16 protein-coding genes are annotated in these 16,962 nt (G+C 71.6%); 7 read left to right on the forward strand and 9 right to left on the reverse strand.

The window, feature by feature from the left end:
* Window positions 1-41: 41 nt before the first annotated feature.
* Window positions 42-338 carry a hypothetical protein gene (locus K8638_RS02005; protein ID WP_223752659.1) on the reverse strand — a complete coding sequence of 99 codons (297 nt, stop codon included), beginning with the start codon at window positions 336-338 and terminating at the stop codon, window positions 42-44.
* Window positions 339-409: 71 nt separating this feature from the next.
* On the opposite strand from K8638_RS02005, the gene K8638_RS02010 reads away from it, so the two are divergent.
* The 3 genes from K8638_RS02010 (at window position 410) to K8638_RS02020 (ending at window position 3,143) form a co-directional block, all read left to right on the forward strand.
* Entirely contained in the window at window positions 410-1,306 is an 897-nt protein-coding gene (locus tag K8638_RS02010) for a DUF2381 family protein (RefSeq protein ID WP_223752660.1), read from the forward strand.
* A gap of 11 nt (window positions 1,307-1,317) precedes the next feature.
* A complete protein-coding gene (locus K8638_RS02015) occupies window positions 1,318-1,815 on the forward strand; it encodes a hypothetical protein (RefSeq protein ID WP_223752661.1) in 498 nt (165 codons plus the stop codon).
* Window positions 1,816-1,916: 101 nt separating this feature from the next.
* Window positions 1,917-3,143 (forward strand): glycosyltransferase family 4 protein, encoded by a 1,227-nt coding sequence (locus K8638_RS02020; protein ID WP_223752662.1) that lies wholly within the window; start codon window positions 1,917-1,919, stop codon window positions 3,141-3,143.
* 29 nt (window positions 3,144-3,172) lie between these two features.
* Here K8638_RS02020 and K8638_RS02025 read toward each other — a convergent pair whose 3' ends face one another.
* From K8638_RS02025 to K8638_RS02035, 3 genes are read right to left on the reverse strand one after another with little or no spacing between them, the layout of a single operon-like run.
* On the reverse strand, window positions 3,173-3,415 hold the full coding sequence (locus K8638_RS02025) for a hypothetical protein (protein WP_223752663.1): 243 nt from the start codon (window positions 3,413-3,415) through the stop codon (window positions 3,173-3,175).
* Window positions 3,370-3,753: a hypothetical protein gene (locus tag K8638_RS02030; RefSeq protein WP_223752664.1), complete on the reverse strand. Its 384-nt coding sequence runs from the start codon at window positions 3,751-3,753 to the stop codon at window positions 3,370-3,372. The genes K8638_RS02025 and K8638_RS02030 overlap by 46 nt, the downstream gene beginning before the upstream one ends.
* A 24-nt stretch (window positions 3,754-3,777) precedes the next feature.
* A complete protein-coding gene (locus tag K8638_RS02035) occupies window positions 3,778-4,062 on the reverse strand; it encodes a hypothetical protein (RefSeq protein WP_223752665.1) in 285 nt (94 codons plus the stop codon).
* A gap of 298 nt (window positions 4,063-4,360) precedes the next feature.
* On the opposite strand from K8638_RS02035, the gene K8638_RS02040 reads away from it, so the two are divergent.
* Window positions 4,361-5,509, forward strand: a complete 1,149-nt coding sequence (locus K8638_RS02040; RefSeq protein ID WP_223752666.1) for a glycosyltransferase family 4 protein — start codon at window positions 4,361-4,363, stop codon at window positions 5,507-5,509.
* A 12-nt stretch (window positions 5,510-5,521) separates the two neighbouring features.
* On the opposite strand, the gene K8638_RS02045 is transcribed toward K8638_RS02040, so the two are convergent.
* From K8638_RS02045 to K8638_RS02065, 5 genes are read right to left on the reverse strand one after another with little or no spacing between them, the layout of a single operon-like run.
* Window positions 5,522-6,664, reverse strand: a complete 1,143-nt coding sequence (locus tag K8638_RS02045) for a glycosyltransferase family 4 protein (protein WP_223752667.1) — start codon at window positions 6,662-6,664, stop codon at window positions 5,522-5,524.
* Window positions 6,633-8,132 carry a hypothetical protein gene (locus K8638_RS02050; RefSeq protein ID WP_223752668.1) on the reverse strand — a complete coding sequence of 500 codons (1,500 nt, stop codon included), beginning with the start codon at window positions 8,130-8,132 and terminating at the stop codon, window positions 6,633-6,635. Before K8638_RS02050 ends, K8638_RS02045 begins: the two co-directional genes overlap by 32 nt.
* Before the next feature lie 29 nt (window positions 8,133-8,161).
* Window positions 8,162-9,292: a glycosyltransferase gene (locus K8638_RS02055; RefSeq protein WP_223752669.1), complete on the reverse strand. Its 1,131-nt coding sequence runs from the start codon at window positions 9,290-9,292 to the stop codon at window positions 8,162-8,164.
* Between the two features lie 8 nt (window positions 9,293-9,300).
* A complete protein-coding gene (locus tag K8638_RS02060) occupies window positions 9,301-10,557 on the reverse strand; it encodes a glycosyltransferase (protein ID WP_223752670.1) in 1,257 nt (418 codons plus the stop codon).
* Window positions 10,554-12,746 carry a polysaccharide biosynthesis tyrosine autokinase gene (locus K8638_RS02065; RefSeq protein WP_223752671.1) on the reverse strand — a complete coding sequence of 731 codons (2,193 nt, stop codon included), beginning with the start codon at window positions 12,744-12,746 and terminating at the stop codon, window positions 10,554-10,556. Before K8638_RS02065 ends, K8638_RS02060 begins: the two co-directional genes overlap by 4 nt.
* A gap of 216 nt (window positions 12,747-12,962) precedes the next feature.
* Here K8638_RS02065 and K8638_RS02070 point away from each other — a divergent pair, with 216 nt between their 5' ends.
* The 3 genes from K8638_RS02070 to K8638_RS02080 all read left to right on the forward strand — a co-directional run bounded on the left by K8638_RS02070 (window position 12,963) and on the right by K8638_RS02080 (window position 16,926).
* A complete protein-coding gene (locus K8638_RS02070) occupies window positions 12,963-14,324 on the forward strand; it encodes a bifunctional glycosyltransferase/class I SAM-dependent methyltransferase (RefSeq protein ID WP_223752672.1) in 1,362 nt (453 codons plus the stop codon).
* Complete coding sequence (locus K8638_RS02075; RefSeq protein ID WP_223752673.1) at window positions 14,321-15,937, forward strand: hypothetical protein; 1,617 nt, start codon at window positions 14,321-14,323, stop codon at window positions 15,935-15,937. Before K8638_RS02070 ends, K8638_RS02075 begins: the two co-directional genes overlap by 4 nt.
* Window positions 15,938-16,206: 269 nt before the next feature.
* Entirely contained in the window at window positions 16,207-16,926 is a 720-nt protein-coding gene (locus K8638_RS02080; protein WP_223752674.1) for a hypothetical protein, read from the forward strand.
* Window positions 16,927-16,962 lie beyond the last annotated feature (36 nt).

The raw sequence follows: 16,962 nt of genomic DNA on the forward strand, positions 1-16,962 counted from the left end.
GGCCAGAAGCGTCCTCCCGCTCTCGAGGGAGGAAGCGCCCATCAGGCGCATTCCCTCCCGTGCCGGAGCACGCCGCGCACCTGCTCGCGAGACCCGGCGGAACACGCACGGCGCATCGCCAGCAACGCGAGCATCACCACCAGCCCGGTGAGGGCCAACGAGCCCGAGCCACCGATGGACGCGCAGGACCCGCCCAGCGCAGAGCGGTCGTCACCCTCGCTCTCGTCATCGGTTCCGCCATCTCCCGAGCCGGCATCCACGCAGCCATCGGACGTCCCGCCATCCCTGGTGCCACCATCCGAGGTACCACTGAGGCGCGCGTAGATTGGATGCCCCACACCCCTCCTGCTACGTTGGCCTCACCATACGCACTCGCCCACTTCTCAGGTATGGCCTGCTTGCTGTCCTCATGGCGTCATCAGCCACTCAAGCCAGCGGCGAGCGCGACAAGCTCTCCGTGCGCCGCATCATGCTCTCCGAGCACCCGGCCGACGACACCCGCCCTATCTACGTGAAGGGGCAGGTCGTCACAACGCTGCGGTTCGAGCAGCTTGTAGACCCGAGCAAGACGAAAATGATTGGTTGGGAGGGCCGGCTCGAACCGCTGGCGGTGGTCCGCAACAAGGTGCTCCTTGAGCCCATCCATGACCTCAACAAGGACGAAGGGATTCCCCTGGTCGTGACGCTGGCTGATGGGACCGAAATTCCATTTCTCGTAAGACCTCCCTGGAGCAAGAGCGACGGGGGGTGGATGCCGATTACCGACCAACAAGTCGACGTGTTCAAGGACCGGGAGAGCTATGCGGCCATGCATGCGGCCCTGATGGACGCACTCAAGAAGAACGACACCCTTACCGAAGAGAACCAGCGTTACCGCAAGGAAGAGACCTCGGAGGATCACGCCCTTGCCGCCCTGCTGGCCTCGGGCGCGGTGGCGCAGACGCCGTTCATGATCGCGAGCCACATCACCGGCAAAGATGACGACACCGAGATCAAGGCGACGCTGTTCCGGGGGAAGGGCAAGGCGGCGGTCGTCTTCAACGTCAAGAACCTCGCCCCAGAGCAGCCCTGGAGCGTGAAGTCGGCCCGGCTTCTGACCGTATCCAGCGGACGGGAGAGCGCCGTCGCCGTGCGCTCGACCAGTTCCTCGATTGCTCCCGGCGAGTCTGGTGTGGTCGCGGTCGTTGCTGACAGGAGCGCGTTCATCGAAGACGGCAAGCTGGCCTCGGTTTTTCTGGAGATCTACCGGCACGACGGGATGCGGCAAGCCCTCGTCCAACTAGATCCAGCCCTCGTTGCGCGATAAGAGCGGGAGGCATGCACTCCAACACGTTCGCGCTCTTGGGCTGCGCCGTCCTGCTCGTGGTGTCCTCCGGCTGCCCTGGTACTGCTACAGGCGGAGTGGCACTTCGTCCTGACGGAACTCCGGGACCGCAGGAGTGCCCGGAAGAGGCACGCAAGGCGATGAACTACTTGAGGATGTTCGTCGGTGAGGCTGCTTGGGTGCAGGTCGACGCGAACCAGTCCAGTAGTCCAATCACTCTGTACGACGGGCCTATCGAGAGTGTGCTCGAAGACGACCTCGGTCTACTTGACGCACCATCGCGGCTGTACGGGCGCGTGTGGACCAGCGGCCCCCAAGCCGTCATCCGGTACTACGCCGCCCAGCCATTGAAGGGAGGCGATCAGGTGCCCATTTGCGCAGTTGCTCGGCTCGGGCTGGGGCAGCTCAGGAAGCGTCCCGAGTCCAAGCCAGGGACGGCGCTCCTCGACTCTTCCCGGGCTGGCGTCTACATCGTGAACGAGTTCCGGTAGCACGGCAAACCGCGCCGCCGGCTCTTCGAGATCGAAGGCGCCATGCGCTGTTCTGCTGTTCCTTGACCGTCCCGGACGGCTCTGCTTCGGTCAGCGCCACCGTGCGAATCCTCTTCCTCAACCCGGTGGGCATCCTCGGCGGGGCCGAGCGCGCGCTGCTGGACCTGATGGCGTGCCTGAAGCGTCTGGAGCCGGGGCTGTCACTCCACCTCCTCGCTGCCACCGCCGGGCCACTGCTGGACGAGGCGCGTTCGCTGGGAGTGGACGCCCGGCTGCTGGCACTACCGGAGCGGCTGTCCGCGCTGGGGGACAGCGCGCTGCGAGGGCGCGGGCCGAAGGAGGCGTGGCGCTTCGCCCGGAGCCTGGCGCCGACGCCGGTCCTGCTCGCGGGCTACGGCCGTGCCCTGCGGCGCGAGGTGGCGGCCGTGCGTCCGGACCTGCTGCACTCCAACGGCATCAAGACGCACCTGCTCAGCCCCGTCACGGCGGGCCTGCCGCTGAAGCGGGTGTGGCACATCCACGACTTCCTGGGCGAGCGACCGCTGGTGCGCCGCGCGCTGGGGGCGCTGTCGCCGCTGGCGGACGCGGCCATCGCCAACTCGCGCGCGGTGGGCGAGGACACGCGCGCGGTGCTGGGCCGGGTGCCGGTGCACGTCGTGCACAACGGCGTGGACGTGGAGCGCTTCTCCCCGGGCCCGGCGGACGGGGCCCGCCTGGACGCGCTGGCCGGGCTGCCTCCGGCGCCCGAGGGCACATTGCGCGTGGGGCTGGTGGCGACATACGCGCGCTGGAAGGGGCACGACGTCTTCCTCGAGGCGGCGGCGGAGCTGATGCGCCGGAGTCCCAACCTGCCCGCGCGCTTCTACCTGGTGGGTGCACCGCTGTACCGGACGCCCGGCTCGCAGTTCTCCGAGGAGGAGCTGCGCCAGCTCATCGACTCGCGGGGACTTACCGGCCGCGCGGGCCTGGTGCCCTTCCAGCCCGAGCCGGCGGCGGTGTACCGGGCGCTGGACGTGTTCGTGCACGCCAGCACCCGGCGCGAGCCCTTCGGCCTCACCATCGCGGAGGCGCTGGCGTGCGGGCGGCCGAGCATCGTCTCGCGCGCGAGCGGCGCGGCGGAGGCGCTCACCGACGGCGTGGACGCGCTGGCGGTGCCTCCGGGCGACAGGGATGCGCTGGTGGCGGCGCTGCGCACGCTGATGGAGGACGGTGCACTGAGAGCGCGGCTGGGCGAGGCGGCGAGGCGCACGGCGGTGGAGCGGTTCTCCCGAGAGCGCTACGCGCGCGAGGTGCTCGCGGTGTACCGCTCGCTGGTGCCCGGGCGCTGAGCTCCGGCATCAGCGCTGCATGGACATGTTCAGCCCACGTTCTCCGGCAGGTCGGTGAAGAGCGCGTGGAAGAGGGGCGTCTCCGGCGGCTCCTTCCAGCCCACGATGAGTGGGATGGGCGTCTCAGCCACCTCGCGCGGGAGCCTGCGCACATCGAAGGTGGCCTCGAGCTTCCGGGAGATGAGGTCGGCCGGGCCGCGCTGCTCGGGCGGGAGCTGCTCGAAGCTCAGCTTCGGGTAGTGGACCTCACTTCTGGAAAGGTCGTACTCCAAGCCGTAGACGACGTAGAGGGGGCCAGGATGCTGATGCAGCCGACGACGGCGAAATGGAATGGCGGAAAGCCCCCCAGCTTCCGGCCCGACCAGGCCACGCAATTGAAGCAGTGCCCAGCCCCGAGGAGGCCGCTGCTGACAAAGAACCCGGGAAGCTCAAGCTGAAGCTCCCGGGTCAACATGTCCCAGCGGTTGAAATCATCCTTCCGGAGCGTCTCTTCCCAGAGTGCATCGAGCCGGAGCGCCTCGGGTGAGCGCTCCTTCCGGTGTTCGTACTCCTTGTCCGCACGCCAGTACTTCCGGGCGATGGCCATCAGCTTTTCGGTCGAGAAGTCCATGGCGTCACGAGGCGAGCAGCGGGTTCACGGAATGTTGTCCGGCTGGCTGGTGAAGAGCGCGTGAAAGAGGGTCGTTTCCGGTGGCTCCGTGTTGTGCACGTAGAGGGGAACGGGCGTGGCCGCGACCTCGCGCGGGAGCCGACGGACGTCGAAGGTGGCCTCTATCTTCCGGGCGATGACTTCGGCCGGCTCGCGCATCTCGGGTGGAAACGGCTCGAAGCTCAGCCTCGGGTTGTATCGCTGCCTGCCCACGAAGTCGTACCGCACCCCGTAGACGAAAGTGGTGTGGTTCGACGCTGCCCAGGACAATGGTCATCGTGCCCCCCGTGGAACAGCCGGCCACGAGTCCCGACATGAGAGCAGGCAGGCAGAGGCTTGCGAGCCGGTTCAACGAGTCCATGGCTGAGCTCCTCGCCCGGTGATGGGCCTGGGAACATCCAGGACTCCAGGATGCTCCCCCTCCGTGCAACCATCCGCGCCCTCCCGATGTTGCCTCGCCCACCCGACCGCGGGCGCATTGACCCCACTCCCGCTTCTTCCGAAGTCCCAGCCTTGACCGTCCCGCGCGGCTCTGGTTCGGTCGCCCGCGCACCCCGAGGGCTCTCCCGTGAAGCGGCCACGCCGGCTCGTCACCGTCTCGCATTCCTACGTCGTCACCCTCAACCGGCGCCTCGCCAACGAGATGGCGCGCGTGGGCGGAGGTGACTGGGACGTCACCGCCGTGGCCCCCCGCTTCTTCCACGGCGACCTGAGCCCCCTCACCCTCCAGCGCGAGCCCGAGGAGTCCGCCCGTGTGGAGGACGTGCGAGCCCTCTTCAGCCGCTCCCTGCACGCCTTCGTCTACGGGCCGGAGCTGCGCGCGCGCCTGTCCGGCGGCGTGGACCTGGTGCACTCCTGGGAGGAGCCCTACGTCCTCGCGGGCCTCGAGGTGGCGCTGCTCACCCCGCGCCGCGTGCCGCTCGTCTTCTGCACCGCGCAGAACCTCTCCAAGCGCTACCCGCCGCCCTTCGCCCAGATGGAGCGCTTCGTCGTCCAGCGCTCCGCCGGCTGGGTCGCCTGGGGCGAGACGGTGAAGGACAACCTCCTCGCCCGGCCCGGCTATGCACAACGCCCCGCGCGCTACGTCCCCATGGGCGTGGACGCGGAGCTGTTCCGCCCGGACCGCGCCGCGGGAGAGACGCTCCTGCGCGAGCTCGGCTGGGAGCCCTCGGGCCCTCCCGTGGTCGGCTACCTGGGGCGCTTCGTGCCCGAGAAGGGCGTGCCCCTGCTGATGGAGGCGCTGGAGCGGCTCACCACGCCCTGGCGCGCCCTCTTCGCCGGCGGTGGCCCCATGGAAGGCGCGCTGCGGGACTGGGCCGCGCGCCATGGAGACCGGGTGCGCGTCCTCACCGGCGTGCCCCACACCGGCGTGCCACGCGTGCTCAACGCCATGGACGTGCTGTGCGCGCCCAGCCAGACGACGCCGAAGTGGAAGGAGCAGTTCGGCCGCATGCTCGCGGAGGGCTTCGCCTGCGGCGTGCCCGTGCTCGGCAGCGACTCCGGCGAGGTGCCCCGCACCGTGGGCGACGCGGGCCTCGTGCTCCCGGAGGCCGCTCCCGCCGCGTGGACCTCCGCGCTCGCCGGCCTGCTGGAGAGCCCGGAGCGCCGCCGGGAGCTGGCCACGCGCGGGCGCGAGCGCGCCGTCACCCGCTTCGCATGGCCCGTGGTGGCACGAGCCCACCTGGACTTCTTCTCCGAAGTGCTGGACCGCCGGTAGCCGCGAGGCCCCTCAGCCCTCGCGCTCCAGCACGTCCACGATGGCCGAGGCCATGCCGTCCCACGTCTGCGCCCGCAGCGACGCGGACAGCGCGGCCACGTGCGGGGCCCATGCGGCCTCGTGCTCCCGCCACGCCTCCAGCCGCCGCACCAGCCCGTCCACGTCGTCCGGGTCATCCAGCAGCAGCCCGTGCAGCGCGGCCGGGTAACGCTCCGCCACGCCCGCCGTGCGGCTCACCAGCGCGGGCAGCCCCGCGCACAGGGCCTCGTGCACGCCCAGGCCGTAGGCCTCGTAACGCGTGGGTGCCACCAGCAGGTCCGCCGCGGACAGCAGCGCCGGCACGTCCTTGCGGAAGCCGAGGAACTGGATGCGCTCGCCCAGCCCCTTCGCCGCCGCCTCGCGCTCCCAGGCCTCGCGCTGCGCCCCCACGCCCACCACCTTGAGGTCCACGCCCCAGTCGCCACGCGCGCACAGCCGCGCCCACGCGTGGAAGAGCGTGTCGAACCCCTTGCGCCTGTCTCCCAGCGCGCCCACGAAGAGCGCCACCCGCCGCGACTCCGGCCAGCCCAGCGCCGCCCGCGCCGCGCGCCGCTCCTCGGGCGAGGCCGGCTTGAAGCGCTCCGGGTCGGAGCCGTAGTAGATGACGCGCACCCGCGACTCGGGCACGCCGGTGGCCGCCACCAGGTCCGCCCGCGTGCGCTCCGAGTTGGCGATGATGACACGCGCCCGCCGCAGCGCCTGCCGCTCCCCCCGGAGATAGAGCTGGTGGCTCATCCGGCCCTTGAGCCTGCGCAGCGCGCCGCCCACGGGCTCGGAGACATAGGCCCCGTGGACGTAGTGCACCCAGTTGGCCGCGGGCACCGGGCAGTTGCCGCCGTTGGCCAGCACGCGCCCGCCCTCGGCCCGCGTGCGCAGCGCCCACGCGCGCCCCACCGCGTCCAGCAGCGGCTCACCCAGCATGTACGCGTTGCCCGGCTTGGGCACGCGCACGAAGCGAACGTTGGAGTAGCCGAGCAGCTCGTCCGCCACCCGGTGCGCCACCAGCCGCACGGGGCCGCCCTGCTTCGCCAGCCAGAGCGCCAGCGCCAGGTTGGCCCGGTCCATGCCACCGGTGGCGACGAAATCACCGGCGATGAGCGTGTAGGGTCTTCGCATGTGCCATGGCGCCGAAGAGCGCCGCGTTGAGCAGCCAGAACTCCATGCCCATCTGGCTCATGAAGAACGAATAGCTGAAGGTCAGTGCCAGCGCGCCCAGGTTGTACGCGAAGATGACGCTGCCCCACAGCCAGAACTCGCCCTCCGAGTCATCCTTCCTCCGGGCGATGCGGAACACCCACCACAGCGTGGCCAGCAGGCCCAGCGGGTAGAGCACCAGCGTCAGGATGCCGCCGTCGTACACCCAGGCCGTCCACTGGATTTCCGCCCACAGGGCCGGGCGCTCCGGGTCGCTGTTGTCGCCGAAGTAGGCATTGGCCATGCCGTAGCGGCCCAGGCCCGCGCCCAGCGGATACAGCGGCAGCACGTGCTCGAAGGTGCCCTCCAGGAAGTAGCCGCGGTTGTTCCGATAGACGTCCTCGGGCCGGCCTTCGAGGAGGCTGGCCCACCGCGACAGCACCGCGTCCCCGCCCACCGCCACCGCCCAGCCGAAGGCGGACACCGCGCCGCCGCCCACCACGGCCAGCAGCGTCAGGAGCCGCACCAGCCGGCCGCTCAGCGCGAGCACCCCCGCCATGGCCAGCAGGCACACGCCCAGCATGACGAAGGTGGCGCGCACCTGGCACAGGTAGAGGCACAGCAGCCCCATCAGGATGCCGCCCACGCTCACGAAGCGCACCAGCCCGCGCCGGGACGACAGCAGGAAGCCGCCCCCCAGCAGCACGGCGTAGAAGCCACCCGTGGCCGCGCCACCCGGCGTGTCCGTCAGCCCCATGGGACGGAACACGCGCTCGCCGCTGCTCGTCTCGAACTCGAGGCTGCGCAGGTAGCCCTCGCCCAGGCTCTGCACCACGGCCGACACGGGCGGCTGGAAGCGGCCGGGGAAGTAGACCTGGAGCACGCCCACGCCCGCGCTCGCCACGTTGAAGAGGAAGAGCAGCGCCAGCGTGCGGCGGAACGTCTTCGCGTCCATCGGCAGCCGCGTCACCCACAGCAGCGGCGCGACGATGGAGAGCTGGATGCCGAGCTGCACCAGCCCCGCCAGCGCGCTGGACGTGCCGGGGTTGAAGAAGCCGAGCGCGGTGACACCCAGGGCGCCCAGGATGAAGGGCAGCGCCGGGTGCTTCAGGCTCCGCCCGCGCACCAGCACCAGCATCAGCAGGCTGACGCCGAACGCCAGGATGCGCACCACCACGCGCAGGGGCGACAGCGCCGGCACCAGCAGCGCGAGCTGGCAGACGATGAGCATCAGGACGAACAGCGGCACCACCCGCCCCGACGCGAGCAGCCGTCCCATGGCGCCGGCGCTGGCGGGAGCGGCCTCGGGAGCGGCCACCGCGCCGGGGACCTCCGCCGGCGTCACCGGCCTCGGGGCGTCGAGGGGCACGGCCTCCAGCGGAGCACCCCGCGCCCGGCGCACGTAGCGGCGCCGCAGCACACCCGGGCCCTGGAGCTGAGGCCTCGCCATACCGGGCGCGCTCGGAAGACGCGGCCCCCTCATGACGCGCGCGACTCCCCGGGAGTCACGTCGCGCAGGGCCTCGTCCAGCGCGCGCAGGTAGACGGACGGCTCACACAGCTTCGCGGCGCGGGCCGGCCCCCCGGCGCCCAGCCGCTCGCGCGCGCCGGGGTCCTCGATGAGCTGGCGCAGCGCCTCGGCCAGGGGCGCCGGCTCCGGGGGCACGAGCACACCGCACGTCGCGTCCACGATTTCCAGCGGCCCGCCCATGGCCGTGGTCACCACCGGCAACCCGGCCTGCAAGGCCTCCACGAAGGCGATGCCGAACGGCTCCGGCCCCATGTTGGGCTGGCAGTGGATGTCCGCGGCCTCCAGCAGGCGCGGCACGTCCGAGCGCTGCCCGAGGAAGCGCACCCGCTCCGTCAACCCCAGGCCCGCGGCCTGGGCCTCGAGTCCCTCGAGGTAGGCCTCCTCCTCCGGCCGCTGCGCGCCACCGGCAATCCAGGCCCGCCAGCCCGGCACCTGGCGCAGCCGCCCGAGCGCCTCCAGCAGCAGCCGCTGGCCCTTCCACTCCTGCATGCGGCTGGTCTGGACGATGACGACGTCCCCCTCGCCCGCGCCCAGCTCCGCGCGAAGCCGCGCTCGCCCGCCGTCCCTCGAGTCCGCCCGCCGGGGCGCGAGCACCGGGTAGTACGCCAGCTTCCACCGCGCGCGCGGGTAGACGGAGGCCAGCGTCCCCGCCGAGTAGCGGCTGTTGGTGATGACGAGGTCCGGCTCGGTGACGCGGGCCCACCGCTCCAGCCAGTGCCGGCCGTTGAGCGCGTCATGCTGGTAGAAGACGAGCGGGACGCCGGCCGCGCGCACCACCGGGCCGAAGAGAGACTGCGGCCAGATGGCGTGGCAGATGACGGCGTCGTAGCGCTCGCGCCGGAGCAACTCCCTCAGCGCCTGCCGCGCGCGCCACACCGTCCACGGACGGCCCACGCGCGTCTCGCCCAGCAGGTGCAGCTCGGCTCCGGCCTCGCGCAGCTCGCGGGCCAGCCGGCCCTCGAAGCAGAGCGCGAACGCGTGGGTCAGCCCGGGCTGGCGTCCCTGCTCCCGTGCCATCGTGTGCAGGAACGTCTCGATGCCGCCGTAGAGGTTGCCGCTGTAGATGTGCAGCACTCGCATGAAAGGCCTCACACCCCTCCCGCCGCGGCGCGCGGCGCGACCTGGGGCGCGCTGTCGGCCGTGGGCACGGGACGTCCCAGGGCCTCGGCGTACAGCGTGAGGCTGCGCGCGGCCATGACCTCGTGACGGAACTCGGCCACCGCCCGCTCCCGCGCCATCTGGCCCAGCCGCTTCGCCAGCGCCGGCTCATCCACCAGCCGCCGCGCGGCGACGGCGAGCGCCGCCGCGTCACCCACCGGCACCGTCAACCCCGTCTCCTCGTGGCGGCTCACCCACGGCACGCCCGAGTGGGGAATGGCGGTGTTGAGCACGGGCAGCCCGCTGGCCATCGCCTCCACCTGCGACAGGCCATACGCCTCGCTGCGCGCGTTGCTGGGGAACCAGAGCGCGGTGGCCGCGCGGTACGCGCCGGCGAGCGCGTCCGGCGGCAGGTAGCCCGCCCACGTCACCCGGCCCTCCACGCCCAGCGCCCGCGCACGCTCCCGGCCCTGCGCCTCCAGCGGCCCCTGGCCCACCACCACCAGCCGGCCCGGCACCCGCGCCAGCGCCTCCAGCGCGGTGAACAGGCCCTTGTAGTAGACGAGCCGCCCCACCATCAGCCACAGCGGCGCGCCCGCGGCCTCCGCGCGCCAGTGCGCCTCCGCGCGCAGGGCCTCGGGCGAGGGCTGAAGGTACGGCGACAGGTCGATGCCCAGCGGCAGCGCGCGCACCTTGCTCCGGAAGGCGCGCAGCAGCGGCGAGCCCGGCACGTAGGCTTCACTCGTGGCCAGCACCCGCAGGGCGCGCGCGTACAGCAGCGCCTCGAAGGGGCGGAAGAGCGCGCCCGCCACCCGCTGCCGGATGACGTCGCTGTGGTGGGTGACGAAGACGGGCGGCAGCCGGGGCACCACGTCCAGTGCCAGCAGCATGGAGGGATTGGGCGTGTGCAGGTGCAGCACGTCCACGCCCCGCGCCAGCGCGCGCCGCAGCACGCGCGGCAGGTCCGGCATCACGTCCATGCGCGCCACCGAGGCGGCGCGGCCCAGGCGCACCACGCGCACCGGCCCGTCCCAATCCTCGCGCGTGGGGCTCTTGCCGTGGAACTCGTGGCTGGTGCCCGCGCCGTCCACCGAGTGGTTGGCGCACACCACCTCCACCTGCGCGCCCAGCTCCGCCTGGGCCCTCGCCAGCGTCTGGACGTGGGCCTCCATGCCGCCGGAGGCCGGCGGATAGAACTTGCCCAGGTGCAGCACCCTCAGGCCCGCGCCCGCCAGCGGCACGCTCACGACTGGGCCACCCCGTCCTTGGAGTCCTCGGCGTACTGCCCGTAGCCCTGATAGGCCAGGTACGAGTCCCCGTAGCGCGGCGCCTTGAGGTCCACGTCGTTGAGGACGGCGCCGTACATGCGCGCCTGCACGTCCGCCAGCGAGCGCAGCGCGCGCTTCGCGGACTCGCGGTTCGTCTTGCCCGCCTTCAGCACCAGCACCACGCCGTCACACTGCGTGGCCAGCACCGCCGAGTCCGCCACCGCGTTGATGGGCGGGCTGTCCAGGATGACGCGGTCGAAGCGCTCGGACACGGACTTGAGCAGGTCCGCGAAGGCCTGGGTGTGCAGCAGCTCCGCCGGGTTGGGAGGCAGCGGGCCGCACGGCAGCACGAAGAGGCCGGGCACCTCCGTGCTCTTCACCGCCTTCTCCAGCGTGCCCTCGCCCACCACCAGCGAGGAGATGCCCATTTCATTGGGCACGCCGAAGGCGCGGTGCAGCCGGGGCCGGCGCATGTCCGTGTCCAGCAGCAGCACCCGGTTGCCACTCTGCGCCATGGCCACGCCCAGGTTGATGCACGTGGTGGACTTGCCCTCCTGCGGGCCGCTGGACGTCACCACCAGCGTCTTGAAGGGCTTGTCCGGCGACATGAAGAGGAGGTTGGTCCGGATGGCGCGCGTGCACTCCGCCACCGTCGACTTGGGCTCGCGGTGCACGTGCAAATCCCTGTCTCGCGGCGCACGGGCGCCCTCGATGCGCGGCACCACGCCCAGGAACGCGAGGCCCAGCCGCTCCTCCACGTCCGCCTGCGTGGCCACGCTGTTCTCCAGCAGCTCCAGCAGGAACGCGATGCCCAGGCCCGCCACGAGCCCCAGCACCAGGCCCACCATGAGGTCGCGGCGCACGTGGGGCTTCACCGGCACGAAGATGGGCCGGGCCGGGTCCAGCACGCGCACGTTGCTGGTGCGCAGGAGGCCCGACAGCTCGATGTCCTTGAGGCGCCGGGCCACCAGCTCGTAGAGGCGCTGGTTGTTGTCCGACTCGCGCTTGAGCCGGTCGAACTCGATGGACTTCTTGTTCACCGCGAAGGCCTCCTGCTTCGCCGCGTCCAGCAGGCGCACCAGGTTCTTCTCCTGCGCCACCGACTCCGCCAGCCCCGTCTCCGCCGCGCGCACCACGTTGTTGAGGCTCTTGAGGAAGTCCTCGCGCACCACCGACAGCTTGCGGTTGCACTCCAGGAGCTTCGGGTGCTCGGGAAGGTAGCGCTCCGCCAGCTCCGCGCAGGCCACGCGCAGCTCCGTGTAGCTGCGGCGCAGGTCCTGGATGGGGCCCTCGTTCATGCCGGTGAGCGCCTCCGCCCACGTCTCATCCTCCGGCGCGGACTTGCGCAGCTTGTTGATGGCCTCCACGCGCGCCTGCTGGGCGGCGATCTGGATGCGCACCTCGGTCAGCTTGAGGTTGTACGTGTTGATGCGCTCGCTGACGATGCTCATCCGCGACTCCAGCGACGTGGACAGCATGTCCGCGTCCTTCTTGAAGTCGTAGACGGCCAGCTCGCTGGACTTGGACGTGGACTCCAGGTCCGCCAGGCGGCCCTCCAGCCACGAGCGCGCGTCCTCCGTCATCCGCAGCTTGAGGGCCAGGTTCTCCGCCATGTACGCGGAGGCCACCTCGTTGGCCAGGAGCGCCGCGCGCTTGGGGTCCAGGTCGTCCACCGCGATGTCCATCACCCGCGAGTCCTTCGCGGGGATGACGCGGATGCGCGACTGGAGCGCGCCCACCGCGTCCGCGGACTGCATGGCCTGCACGCGCGCCTTCTCGTCCTGGATGTGCGCCAGGCCCAGGAAGTCCGCGTCCGTCGCCAGGCCCAGCTTGTCCACCACCCGGCTGGCCACCGCGCGCGAGGTGATGATTTCGCTCTGGGTGGCGTAGTACTCCTTGTTGAACCAGTAGTTGCTGCGCTCCTCGCCCATGACCTCCTTGACGTCCCCGTCGAGGAAGCGCGGCGCCATCACGTCGATGATGAGCGAGGTGCTGGCGGAGTAGACCTTGGGCTGGCGCAGCGTGTGGACGGCCGTCAGCGCCGCCACCACCACCGCCGCGCCGAGCACGACCCATTTGCGCCGCCACAGCGCGCGCACGTGCTGCATCATGCCCGCGGGAGTCAGGCCGCCGGCACCGCCGGCCGGGTCGAACATGGTTCCGTCCACGTCTCGTCTCTCCTGGGTTTCCCCTGGCGCGGCCCCGGCCCGGAGGCTTGCCGCCCCGACCTTCACCCACACCCGAAATCAGCGGTCGAGCGTGCCGTTTCCACGCGGGGTTGTCCATCGTTCCGCCGCCGCCTGGATGCCCCTCATCCTTTCATCTTGAAGGCCCGAGAAGCCGCGGACGCGCGCGGCCCGGCGGGCTGTGCTAGTCAGCGCCGCGTGACTCGCGCGCTCTCCTTCGTCCTGCCCTACGCCCCCAGCACCGCCGCCGCCGCCTCCCGCTTCGCCCGGGAGCTGTCCCGAAGCGCCGAGGTGGTACTCGCCGGAGAGGGCCCCGTGGAGGTGGCCCCCGGCCCCGGCCTGCACGTGGTCGCCGCGCCGGGGGGCAAGGGGGCGGCCATCCGCGCGGCGCTGGACAAGGTGACGGGCGCGGTGACGGTGCTGCACGACCCCGACACGGCCTGGTCTCCGGACGTGTACGACGCGCTGGTGAAGCCCATCCGCGCGGACACCGCGGACGCCGTGTTCGGCCGCCGCAGCTTCCAGGGCCTCGCCCAGGGCCTGGCGCCGGAGCTGCTGGCGGACCGCGCCCTGGGGCACTTCACCCGCTTCGTCACCGACGTGGCGCTGGCGGACCCGCTCACCGGCCTGCGCGCCTTCCGCACGGAGGCGCTGCGCTCCGTCACCCTCACCAGCGACGACGACGCGGTGGACGCGGAGCTGGTGGTGAAGCTGGCCGCGCAGCTCTTCCGCCTCACCGAGGTGCCCCTGCCCCCCACGCCGGAGGTGCCCCGCCGCCCCCGCGCCGCGCACCTGTCCCGGCTGCGCACCCTCCTGCGCTACGCCACCGTGCGCGACGACGCGGACAACCAGCACGAGGGCTACACCACCCTGGAGCGCATGGACGGCGCCACCCACTACAACCAGTGGCTGGCCCGCCGCTTCCGCGAGCACCTGGGCCGCCGCGTGCTGGAGATTGGCGCCGGCATCGGCACGATTACACGCGAGCTGGAGCCCGGCCTGGAGCTGCTCGTGGCGCTGGAGGTGGACCGCTTCTACGTGGACCGCCTGAAGAACCTCTTCCGCGGCAAGCCCCACGTCCGGCCCTACCTGTCCGACGTGGCGCTGGCGGACTGGGAGTCGCTCAAGAAGGAGCGGCTGGACACCATCGTCCTGTCCAACGTGCTGGAGCACATCCCCGACGACGCCTCGGCGGTGCGCCGCTTCCGGCAGATTCTGTCCCCCGGCGGCCGGGTGGTCATCCTGGTGCCGGCGCTGCCCCAGCTCTTCGGCGCCATCGACGAGGCCGTGGGCCACCACCGCCGCTACACGCCCGCCTCCCTGCGCGCCGTGCTGGAGGAGAACGGCTTCGCGGTGGAGAAGCTGGAGTGGATGAACCTGGTGGGCATGCCGGGCTGGTTCGTCAACAGCCGCCTGCTGCGCCGCCGCGCGGTGCCGAAGCTGCAGCTCAAGCTCTACGACACGCTGGCGCCCCTCCTCGCCCAGGCCGAGTCCCACGTGAAGCTGCCCGTGGGAATGAGCCTCTTCGCCGTGGCCCGCGCCACCGGAGGCGACGCGTGAGTCCGGCCCGCGGCGCCGTGTGGGCCGCGCTGGTGGCGCTGTACGTGTTGCTGTTCCCGTACCACCCGGGCCTGCGCTCGCCCAACGAGCTGTGCCGGCTGTGGCAGACGCGCGCGCTGGTGGAGTACGGCACGCTCGACATCAACGGCGCGCTGCGCGACTACGGCTACGTGGGTGATTTGTCCGTGAAGGACGGGAAGTACTACCCCAGCAAGGCGCCGCTGCTGTCGTTCGCCGCCGTGCCGCTGTACGCCACCCTGCGCGCGCTCGGCGGAGGCCACCGCTACGCCGTGCCCGAGGTGCCGCTCGTCTTCTTCTCGCGCCTGTTCCTCACCGTGCTGCCCACGCTCTTCATGCTGTGGCTCGTGCGCCGCTACCTGCGCGCGCACCTGGCACCGCCCGTGGCGGACGCCCTCACGGTGACGTACGGGCTGGGCTCGCTGGCCTTCAGCTACTCGCTGCTCTTCATGAGCCACCAGACGACGGCGGTGCTGCTCTTCGCCGGCTTCTACGCGCTGTGGCGGTGCGCGCGCGGCGAGTGGCGCGAGCGGGGCTACCTGGTGGCGGGCGCCTGCGCTGGAGCCACCGTGGCCGCCGAGTACACCGGCGCGCTGGGCGTGCTCGGGCTGGTGCTGTACGCGGCGCTCACGCTCCTGTTCCAGCAGGCCCCCGCACGCGAGCGCTGGCGGCGCCTGGGCCGGGCCGCGGGCCTGGCCACGCTGGGCGCGCTGCCCTTCGTGGTGGCGCTGGCGCTCTACCACGACGCCGCCTTCGGCCACCCGCTGACCACGGGCTACAAGCACCTCAACGACGCGGCCTACCAGCCGTGGCACCTGGGCGGCTTCCTCGGCATCCGCACGCCGGACCCGCGCGCCTTCGCCCTCTCCTTCTTCTCCCCGCTGCGTGGGCTGTTCACCCTGTCTCCCTTCCTCCTGCTGGCGCTGCCGGGCCTGGCGCGGCTGAAGTACCGGCGCGGCGACACCACGCCGGAAGAGCGCGCGGCCGCGTGGATGACGGTGGCGCTCGTGGCCGGCTACACGTACTTCACCTCGTCCTTCTCCTATGACTCGTGGGGCTGGACGACGGGGCCGCGCCACCTGACGGGGCTGGTGCCCTTCCTCCTGCTGCCCGCGGGCCTGTGGCTGGAGTCACCGCGCGCCAGCGGACGGCCGTGGGCCACGGGCGCGGCCGCCATGCTGTGCGCGGCCTCCATCGCCACCACGGGCGTGGCCACCTTCGTCAACTACATCCCCGACGACGTCTCCAACGCCGTGGGTGGACTGGCGCTGCCGCTCGTGGGCGCCGGCTTCTTCCCGCCCGGCGTGCTGTCCTTCCTCGGCCTGCCCCAGCCGGCCGCGGGCGCGCTGCTGCTGGCCGTGCTGCTGGCCGTGGCCGCGTGGGTGTACCGCGAGGTGGCGCGAGCCCCCGGGCGGCGGTGGCCGGCCCCCATGGCCCTCGGCGCCGGGCTCGCCACGCTGGGGCTCATCGCCACGGCCCACGCCCTCACCACCGAGCACGACGAGGCGGACCGCAACGCCGTGCGCTTCCTCCAGTCGGTGTGGCTCACCCCGCCCGGCCGTGACGTGCCCTTCTGGCCCCGCCCCGGCGCTTGAGGTGCCCCGCTTTTTCTACTCTTCCAGCGATTTCATCCACCAACAGTTTTTGAGAATCCAGTTGCATTGGCCACAAGCCGCCCACCCTGCCTCGCAACTTTTGCGGACCTCGCAAAAGGTTGTCAGGACAACATGTGTCAATTGCAACCCGGGGGTGAGCCCAAAGGGCTGAAAGGACTGGAGTGCGCGCGACTTCCGGGCAGGCCCGGAGATTGCTGTTGGACGGACGCCACGCCCTTCCCGTTGCCTGCCTGGCAAGGAGCCTGTCGGTGAACCGTTCCCCGCCCAAGATGAGGTCGCTCGCGCGCCGGCGCGGCCGGCGCGGCTTCGCGCTGCTGATGGCGATTGGCATCATCGCCTTCATCGCCGCGGCGGTGGTCGTCTCGCTGCGCGCGGTGGCGTCGGAGAGCGCGCTCCAGGGAAGTGAGCGCCGCAACCGCGAGGCGCAGTTCGCCGCGGAGGCGGGACTCGCGGAGGCTCGCGAGGTGGTGCGGCTGATGCTCGTCTCCGCGGGCGGGCGGAACTACGGCCCCATCATGCAGCAGCTCGGGGACCTGCGAAGCCCGGGCAGCGGGGTGAACGGCTTCGTCACCGAGACGGGCCTGCCCAGCGACAATGCCGTGCCCTGGTACGAGGTCATCCCCTGGACGAGCTACACGCTGCAGGCGGCGAGCGCGGGCGCCGCCGTCGACCTGGACCACAACACGAACAACCAGGAGACGTACGGCTCGGATGGCCCCATCCTCGACTACCCGGACCAGCTCAACGTCCGCTACCGCGTCTTCCTCGTGGACGACGACGACTCCAACGACCGCAAGGCGGACAGCAACAACCGCGTCTGGCTCGTGTCCGTCGGTGAGGTCACCGGCCAGCAGGGCACCCAGCCCCAGCGCGCCATCATCCGCTCGCTCATCACCAGCGGTACCGGTGCCGGCGGCGGCTGCAGCCCCGAAGACGCCATGGGCGCGGACAACACCGGCGGCTGCTAGCCGCCCTTCCACCTCTTTCCCCCGCACAGGACACAC

Source organism: Myxococcus sp. RHSTA-1-4 (genome assembly GCF_020037125.1).
Lineage (GTDB): Bacteria > Myxococcota > Myxococcia > Myxococcales > Myxococcaceae > Myxococcus.

Coding starts and splice junctions, on each gene's coding strand:
- K8638_RS02055 (WP_223752669.1), bottom strand. CDS start 9,292: ATGCGAGTGCTGCACATCTACAGCGGCAACCTCTACGGCGGCATCGAG.
- K8638_RS02010 (WP_223752660.1), top strand. CDS start 410: ATGGCGTCATCAGCCACTCAAGCCAGCGGCGAGCGCGACAAGCTCTCC.
- K8638_RS02030 (WP_223752664.1), bottom strand. CDS start 3,753: ATGGACTTCTCGACCGAAAAGCTGATGGCCATCGCCCGGAAGTACTGG.
- K8638_RS02045 (WP_223752667.1), bottom strand. CDS start 6,664: ATGCGAAGACCCTACACGCTCATCGCCGGTGATTTCGTCGCCACCGGT.
- K8638_RS02015 (WP_223752661.1), top strand. CDS start 1,318: ATGCACTCCAACACGTTCGCGCTCTTGGGCTGCGCCGTCCTGCTCGTG.
- K8638_RS02050 (WP_223752668.1), bottom strand. CDS start 8,132: ATGGCGAGGCCTCAGCTCCAGGGCCCGGGTGTGCTGCGGCGCCGCTAC.